The sequence below is a fragment of the Sulfurovum sp. genome, assembly GCF_041551015.1.
Classification (GTDB): Bacteria; Campylobacterota; Campylobacteria; order Campylobacterales; family Sulfurovaceae; genus Sulfurovum.
The window spans coordinates 1-8,391 of sequence record NZ_JBFENQ010000076.1; the positions used below are offsets into that span (position 1 = coordinate 1).

Consider the following 8,391-nt stretch of genomic DNA (forward strand, 5'->3'; position numbering starts at 1 on the left):
GTACGTTTAAGAAAATGGTAAAGATGAATATGAAAAAAATAATAATTGTAGCATTACTACTCAATGGATTTTCACAGGCGGGGGATATCACTTTAACAGGTACAGTCGTTTCTGATGGTCAGAAAATGATCGGTGCACGTTTTATGGGATATATTAAGAAAGTATTTGTAAAACTTGGTGATAAAGTAAAAAGAGAAGATGATCTCTATGAAATGGAATCTGCTGAATTTGATATCATGAAAACACAAGCTGATCTTATGCTGGAACAATCAAAAATAGTGGTTGAGTATTGGCGTGAAAAATTAAGAAATGTCAACACAAAAAAATTAAGATTAAAAAACACTTATCGTGATGATAATAAGATTTTTCTTACGGATATGTATGATCTAGATGCTCAAGCAGCAAATATAGAGTCGATGTTAGAAGCAATGCAAATTATGGTTAAAGAGTCTAACATAAGAGCCAAACAAATAGCAAGTACATATAACTACATAAAAATGAAAGCACCTTCAGATGGTGTAGTAGTACAAAAGAATATTAAGGTAGGTGATATGATCATGCCTGGTATGTTGACCGTAATGATAGTAGATACAGAAAACCTAGAGATTGATGTCTCTATTTCGGAAAGTATCATATCTAGAGTACAAACGGGCATGAAAGTACCAGTAGAGATACCATCTCTTGACTATAAAACGGTAGGTATTATACATGCTATCGTACCTGATGCCAATCCTATGACACATAAAATAAAAATGCGTATACGATTTGATAGAGGAACTAAAAATATTTTCCCGGGTATGTATGCAAAAGTGACACTTAAGAACACTTAATAAACTTTTTTAAGCGATGTGCTACTTTTCACATCGTCTTTCCTATTATTTTTTCATAAATTTAACTTATCTTGTCGTTTATTACTATTTATTAATAGTGAAGTTGTTACAATATTAATAGAGATAAATCATTAAGGAGAATAGAAATGAGAAAAACGTTATTAATGTCAGTACTTTTAAGTGGTATGCTGTTTGGACAGCAGGAATATATCCAGCCAGATAGAATGAAGAATATGGCAGATATGGAAACTGCATTGGCTACGATACAAAAAGGTTTTCTTTTTGATAATATTAATGTTGTAAAGAATGGGGTTGATGACCTTAAAAGAACAGTTAAATATACAGAATCATTTATAAAAGAAGGTGTAAGTGATAAAGGAATCAATAACTTAATGTATGCTAAGAAACAAGCTGCCTCAATCACCTCTATGGCAGATGAGATTTCATCTACATTTGCAAAAGGAGACAGATATAGTGCAGCAAATAACTATTTGCTTATTTTAAGTAAATGTCTTTCTTGTCACCAGACAGTAAGATCTTGGTAAACACTCTATCGGGAAGAGGTTTTTTCTCTTCCTAACTCTTTTTATACATTATTCAATACCCACATAAGTACATATTTCTTCTTTATATATTTAATTCATCATTTTCATATAATTAATTTATTATAATTTATTATTGTAATTAACTATAAAGGCTAATGATGACAAAAATTATAAGTATTAAAATACAATGCAACAAATCATTTAGTGATTTGTGTGAAATTCAGTACAGTGAGGCACTAAATGATGAATATTAAAAGAATGATGGGAAGTATACTATTTATTGCAGTATCAGTAAACGTGATCTTTGCAGTAGAATCTGATGGTTCGGAAAGTACAGTCAAACAGAGTACTGTCGTATATACAATAAAGGGTAATGTACAAGATGCATATTATACGATGATGGATAAGCCAGTCAAAGCGCTTGGTTATCGTCTTCCTGATCCACGTAAACATGTAAACCTTGTGTATAAAGAAGAGTATGGTTCTACAACACTTGATGTATTGAGTTTTATGACTATCGTAAATGATAAAAAGGTGAAATCTCTTTTAGAGATCGATCCAAAACTTGCAGGGTTTAACCCGTTTAATGTTGTGATCTATAAACATCAAAGTAAAGATGAAACAGTTATCTCTCATCTTACCGCAGAAGCGATTATAGAGATGTTAGGGATTACAGACCAAACAGTGATCACAGAATATAAAAAGCAAATGTCAGAACTAGATGGGCTTATCGCTAAAACATTTCCTTCTGCAGTAGTAAGCCATGGTAAGTATGAAGGTGTTATAGAAAATGCTATGTTGCACTATGAGATCACATTTGATAGACCTGAAGATCTTGATGATTATATAGACGAGATTCAGGAAAAAGTCGACGATACCTTTACCAAAAAAGGCTACATTATGGCTGGTTTCTTTGATTATAAGCAGGGAAAACCTGATCTTCTTCCTTCTTATGATGCATTTTGGACTTTCTCCCTTTGTCATTTTCCATATTCGTATGCGGTATTTGATAATGAAGGGGCGATGCCAGAAGTAGCTGTATTTGCACCATGTACTATATATATGTACATTAAAAAAGACACAAATACACTTGTCATAGGTATGCCAAGACTGGCAAACTGGAATAGGTTTTTTACTATGAATAACCAAAAAAGAATGGACTTCCTCAATAAATTAGACAAAGATATTCCGGCAACATTCATCGAGATCGGTGCTAAAGAGATTAAATAAGGAGAGAAGATGGCAAGTGTACTTTTACCTATAGCAAAAGGTTTTGAAGAACTTGAAGCGGTTGCGCTCATAGATGTGATGCGTCGGGGAGGTATAGAGGTGCGTGTAGCATATTTAGAGGATGAATTTCAGGGAAATTTAGTTTTAGGAGCTAACGGTATCACGGTGCAGGCAGATACTTCAATCAAAAATATTATAAGTGATGACTTTGATATGATGGTCCTTCCTGGTGGCTGGGATGGTACGTATGCTTTGGCTGAAAATGCACGAATTATAGAACTACTTAAGCAGTTTAAAGCAACTAAAGTAGTAGGTGCCATGTGTGCAGCCCCTTTTGCACTTAAAAAAGCAGGTGTTTTAGGCAATGCGTATACTTGCTATCCTGGTGCTAAAGATGAGATAGACCATCCAGGATATAGAGATGATATGAAAGTTGTTACCGATGGTAATGTCATGACTTCTCAAGGTCCAGGAACAGCTGTTTGTTTCGGACTTGCCATTGTAGAACGTTTAGTTGGAAAAGAGAGTATGCAAGCAGTGAAAGATGGTATGCTATTGGGGTATTGTTAAGAAACGACCCGTCATTCATTTTTTACGTCTTATTTCAATCTATTTTTACCTAACCTTTGCTATATTGGAATCAATATTTTCAAAGGTTATCCATGTCAGAAGAACCAAAAGTTAAACCACAATTTACCCATCTTCATTTACACACAGAATATTCACTGCTCGATGGTGCGAACAAGATAAAAGCACTTGCCAAAAAGATCAAAGAACAGGGGATGACCTCCGTGGCTATGACGGACCATGGCAATATGTTTGGTACGATAGATTTTTATAATACCATGCGTAATGAGGGAATCAAACCAATCATTGGCATGGAAGCCTATGTACATAATCAGGAGGAGTTGGGTGACAAATCAGTGCGTCAACGTTTTCATCTCTGTTTATATGCTAAAAATGAAGTGGGCTATAAAAACCTGATGTATCTTAGCTCTCGTGCCTATATCGATGGCTTTTACTACTATCCCCGTATCAACTGGGATCTTCTTAAAGAGAACAGTGAAGGTATTATTTGTTCTTCTGCCTGTTTACAGGGTGAAGTAAACTGGCACATGAACCTCTCAGAAAGAAACCTTAAATTTGGTGCTAAAGGGTATGATGAAGCAAAAAAAGTAGCACTGAAATATAAAGATGTTTTTGGTGAAGATTTTTATCTTGAACTTATGCGTCACGGTATTGGTGACCAGCACCGTATAGACAAGCAGATCATCCAACTCTCACAAGAAACAGGAATAAAGATCATCGCAACCAATGACACGCATTACACAGTACAAAAAGATGCAGATGCACATGAAGCATTTATGTGTATCGCGATGAACAAACTCTATGATGACCCTAACCGTTTACGCCATTCGGTCCATGAGTTTTACGTGAAGTCTCCAGAACAGATGGCAGAACTTTTTGCAGATATCCCTGAGGCACTTGAAAATACCCAGGAAATAGCAGACAAATGTAATCTGGAGATCAAACTGGGTGACCCGACACCGCCTAACTTTAAATTTTCTAGAGAAAGAGCAGCAGAATCAAATATAAAAATGCCCTATCCGGATGTGGAGTATTCTCTTGAGAATGACATTGTTCTTTTTGTAGAAGAGTCTAAAAGAGGACTTGAAGAGCGACTTAAGATAGTTCCTGAAGAAAAACATGATGAGTATCGGGACAGACTTAAAGTCGAGATGGACATAATCAACGATATGAAGTTCCCTGGATATATGCTTATCGTTTGGGACTTTGTTGATGCTGCTAAACAAATGGGCATACCTGTAGGGCCTGGACGTGGTTCTGCAGCAGGGTCACTGGTAGCTTACTCTTTGGGTATTACAGATATAGACCCAATGCCTTATGGATTGCTTTTTGAACGTTTCTTGAATCCTGAACGTATCTCTATGCCGGATATAGATATGGACTTCTGTCAGGCACGCCGTCAGGAGATACTGGATTATGTGGTAGAAAGGTACGGACGAGTGAACGTGGCACAGATCATTACTTTTGGTAAATTACTTGCTAAAGGAGTGATTCGTGATGTTGCGCGTGTACTTGATATGCCTTACTCCAAAGCAGATGCTATGGCGAAACTTATTCCTGATGAGTTGGGTATAGACCTGAAAGGTTCTTACGAAAAGGAACCTAAGATCAAAGAACTGTTAGAGAGCGACCCTCAGGCAAAACGTACCTGGGAGTATGCACTGGCACTTGAGGGACTTAATCGAAATGCAGGAACACATGCTGCGGGCGTGGTAATCTCCAATGAACCACTTTGGCAAAAAACACCATTGTTTAAACCTACTGGTCTTGATACACTTGCAACACAATACTCTGGTAAGTATGTAGAAGATGTGGATCTTATTAAGTTTGACTTCTTGGGACTTAAAACTTTGACAGTTATCGAAGAGGCATTGCAACTTGTTGAAAAAAGACATGGTAAACGCATCAACTTTGTTGAAGAGAATATAGAAGATAAAGAGGTATATGACTACATCGGTACAGGTGAGACACTTGGACTGTTCCAGATAGAATCAGCAGGTATGCAGGACTTGGCTAAAAAACTGAAACCAAACGGTTTTGAAGACGTCATTGCGATGCTCGCACTCTACCGACCTGGCCCTATGGAGTCAGGGATGCTTGATGATTTTGTTGAGCGTAAACATGGCCGTGCAGAAATTACGTATGCTTTTCCTGAGCTTGAGCCTATACTCAAGCCAACCTATGGGGTTATTGTTTATCAGGAACAGGTTATGCAGATCGTGCAGACCATTGGGGGCTTCAGTTTGGGTGGTGCGGACCTGGTGCGTAGGGCGATGGGTAAGAAGATCAAAGAAGAGATGGACAAACTCAAAGGACAGTTTGCTGATGGTGCAGCTCAAAAAGGCTTTGACAGAGAAAAAGCAGCAGATCTTTTTGATCTTATCGTAAAATTTGCAGGATATGGTTTTAACAAATCGCACTCTGCAGCGTACGCGATGATCACTTTTTATACCTCTTATTTGAAGCATTATTACCCGACTGAGTTTATGGCGGCTATCTTAACACTGGAAAAAAATAATACAGATAAAGTAGTGAAATACGTAGATGAACTCAAACGAATGGGTATCAAACTACTTCCACCCGATATCAACCGTTCGGGGCTTGTGTTTGAAGCACGTAACATCGATGGCGATGAGGTTGTTATGTTTGGTATGGGTGCGATCAAAGGTGCCGGAGATATTGCTATTAATACCATGCTGGCATCTAGAGGGGAAGAGGAGTTTAAGGATTTTTCTGACTTCGTCTCACGTATTGACTCAAGTAAAGTAAACAAGAAAGTTATCGAATCACTTATCAAAGCGGGGGCATTTGACAGTTTTGGTTACAGTCGTAAAGCAATGCTTTCACAGATAGAAGAGATCATAGAGACAGCTAAAAAAGCTGGTGACGCAAAGAAACAAGCTATAGGCTCACTTTTTGGAGAGGGTGAAGAGATGACTTCTGTCACTTTAGATCTCTCACATATGGCAGAGTTTGAACCAATGGAAATCCTTGAGATGGAAAAAGAGTCTTTAGGTTTCTACGTTTCTGGTCACCCACTGGACAAATACCGTGAAACGTTAGATGAGATCAGCTACACACTTAGTTCAGAGATAGATGACTTAGCCGATGGATCACAAGCGATGTTCATAGGTAAAATAGAAGGTATTACAGAGAAGATAAGTAAGAAAGGTAATAAATTTGGTATCGCCAACATCATGGACTTACACGGAAATATTGAACTCATGCTCTTTGAAAACCGTCTTAAGGAACTTAAAGAAGATTTTGACCTTAGTAAACCAATTGCCTTCAAAGTCAAGATTACCAAAGATGGTGACTTTACACGTATGAATATATTAAAGATCTCAAGTATGAAAGATGCAAAGAAGACGAAAGTAAAAGTGGAAAAAGAGGTTAAACATGTAGAAGAACCTGTTCAACCACCACTTATACTTGCACTTAATCTCATGCCAGATGCGAAAATCGTTGAAGAGCTTATGTGTCTAGTCGACAAATATCCGGGTAAACGCCCGTTAGAAGTTCATATCAAGTCTAAGCTTGCTGATGTGGTGATAGAGTCTAAACTGAAGGTGAGCGAACTTATTATGGAAGAGGCAAAGGAGTTGGGAATCTATCTTGAAGAAGCATTGCAAGTTGAAAGTTAAGATCAAATAACATGCTTAATCTTATTTTTATATTATATACATTATAATAATGTCTTATATAAAAAAGGATAACAATGAAATTTATTAAAGGTTTATTTACATTTGTAGGTGCCGTGGTTGTAATTGGTTTTATTTTCGCGTTTGTAAAATTTGATCTTGGAACACGTATAGTTCAAGTGAGTAAACTTGACTCCCAGGCATTACCAGAGTATATGAAAATGTTTGACAAAGTGCTCACTACAGGTGATCCTGCCAAAGGGATGATCCGTAAAGTAAAAATGGTCATACCTGAAGGCATGACAAAAGCAGAAGCATTTGAGAATGCTTTAGAGATCATGGATGAAACGGCAAGTGAGTATGGTATGGCTTTAGTGGATAGCAAAACGATGCCTAGAAACGGTAAATTGTTTAAAGATGGTGGACTTCTTACACATATTCGTTCATACTGTTCTCCATATATTGCAGATGTATTTTTAAAACATTCAGCAGAGTTTATTGGGTTTATGCCATGTAGAGTAGGTGTCGTTGAAGAGCCAAATGGTGACATTTACATCTATACTATGAGCTTGGAACTTATGATCAATGGTGGATATGTTTTATCTCCTGAACTCTTAGAACTTGCCAATGAAGTAAGATCTGGAATGTATGCTATGATAGAAAATGCTGCTGCTGGAAAATAGTTCCTCCTTTTTGTATATACTTACACCTAAGTGTAAGTATATTTCTATTTATTTCTCCAATTAATTTCTATTGACACTTCCCATCTATACATTTTGATATAATTATCAGCCAAAATAAATATAACTAGGAATCTTATGTCTATCCAAGAAGATGAAAAAGCATTTAATATTTTAGAACAAGCAGTCTATCGTGCACAGGGGCTACTTGAAAAGAATACATATTTTCAACCATTTTTAATGTTACTAAATGATGCTGGTGAGATCGAAGTTTTCGAAAATGAAGTAAAAGATTCTACGCAGAGCTATACCTTGTTGGAAGATATTTTAAGAAAGCGTGTTGACAAAGGTGATGTTGATGTAATGGTACTGGCGGTTGATACACTTATACCAGAAAAGTTTGTGAAAGACGTTTCAAGCAGTATACGTTTGCACTTGGAAGAGAAGAGTCAAATAGATAAGAAGATCGCTGCAAGGTTTCTCTACGTACCTTATGAATTATGTAGGGTAGGTGATGGCGATATGTTTGTGAATCTTCACTCTCCTATACCAGTAGGCTTCCCTGCAGAATATATAGTCAGTTAAATAGTTTTATAACTCCGTTCATAGTTTCTTTTACTCAAATAGGACAAAATTTGTGTAGTAAAGAAACAAATAAATAATATAAGTTTTTTAAAACACTCTATTTCATTCCCATAATACAAAGAAAGTGCTACAATCTCTCCATTACCAATTTAATATAAGGAACAAATATGTCACAATTACCAAAGATCATATGGTCAAAAATCGATGAAGCGCCAGCACTAGCTACGTATTCATTGTTACCAATCGTAAATGCTTTTACTAAATCAGCAGGAGTAGAAGTTGTAGAGAGTGA

The 8,391-nt window shown here is 36.7% G+C and carries 8 protein-coding genes; all 8 read left to right on the forward strand.

Annotated elements, in window-relative coordinates:
* On the forward strand, nt 1-830 hold an 830-nt coding region (locus tag ABZC96_RS06190), incomplete at its 5' end, for an efflux RND transporter periplasmic adaptor subunit (protein WP_373029832.1).
* Nucleotides 831-976: 146 nt separating this feature from the next.
* Nucleotides 977-1,375: a hypothetical protein gene (locus tag ABZC96_RS06195; RefSeq protein WP_373029833.1), complete on the forward strand. Its 399-nt coding sequence runs from the start codon at nt 977-979 to the stop codon at nt 1,373-1,375.
* A gap of 240 nt (nt 1,376-1,615) precedes the next feature.
* On the forward strand, nt 1,616-2,605 hold the full coding sequence (locus ABZC96_RS06200; protein WP_373029834.1) for a hypothetical protein: 990 nt from the start codon (nt 1,616-1,618) through the stop codon (nt 2,603-2,605).
* 9 nt (nt 2,606-2,614) lie between these two features.
* Entirely contained in the window at nt 2,615-3,175 is a 561-nt protein-coding gene (locus ABZC96_RS06205; RefSeq protein WP_373029836.1) for a DJ-1 family glyoxalase III, read from the forward strand.
* A 92-nt stretch (nt 3,176-3,267) separates the two neighbouring features.
* On the forward strand, nt 3,268-6,837 hold the full coding sequence (gene dnaE, locus ABZC96_RS06210) for a DNA polymerase III subunit alpha (protein WP_373029838.1): 3,570 nt from the start codon (nt 3,268-3,270) through the stop codon (nt 6,835-6,837).
* Nucleotides 6,838-6,911: 74 nt separating this feature from the next.
* Nucleotides 6,912-7,517 (forward strand): DUF302 domain-containing protein, encoded by a 606-nt coding sequence (locus tag ABZC96_RS06215; RefSeq protein WP_373029839.1) that lies wholly within the window; start codon nt 6,912-6,914, stop codon nt 7,515-7,517.
* A 135-nt stretch (nt 7,518-7,652) separates the two neighbouring features.
* Nucleotides 7,653-8,099 (forward strand): hypothetical protein, encoded by a 447-nt coding sequence (locus tag ABZC96_RS06220; RefSeq protein WP_373029841.1) that lies wholly within the window; start codon nt 7,653-7,655, stop codon nt 8,097-8,099.
* 167 nt (nt 8,100-8,266) lie between these two features.
* A partial coding sequence (locus tag ABZC96_RS06225) for an NADP-dependent isocitrate dehydrogenase (protein ID WP_373028615.1) occupies nt 8,267-8,391 on the forward strand: 125 nt, incomplete at its 3' end.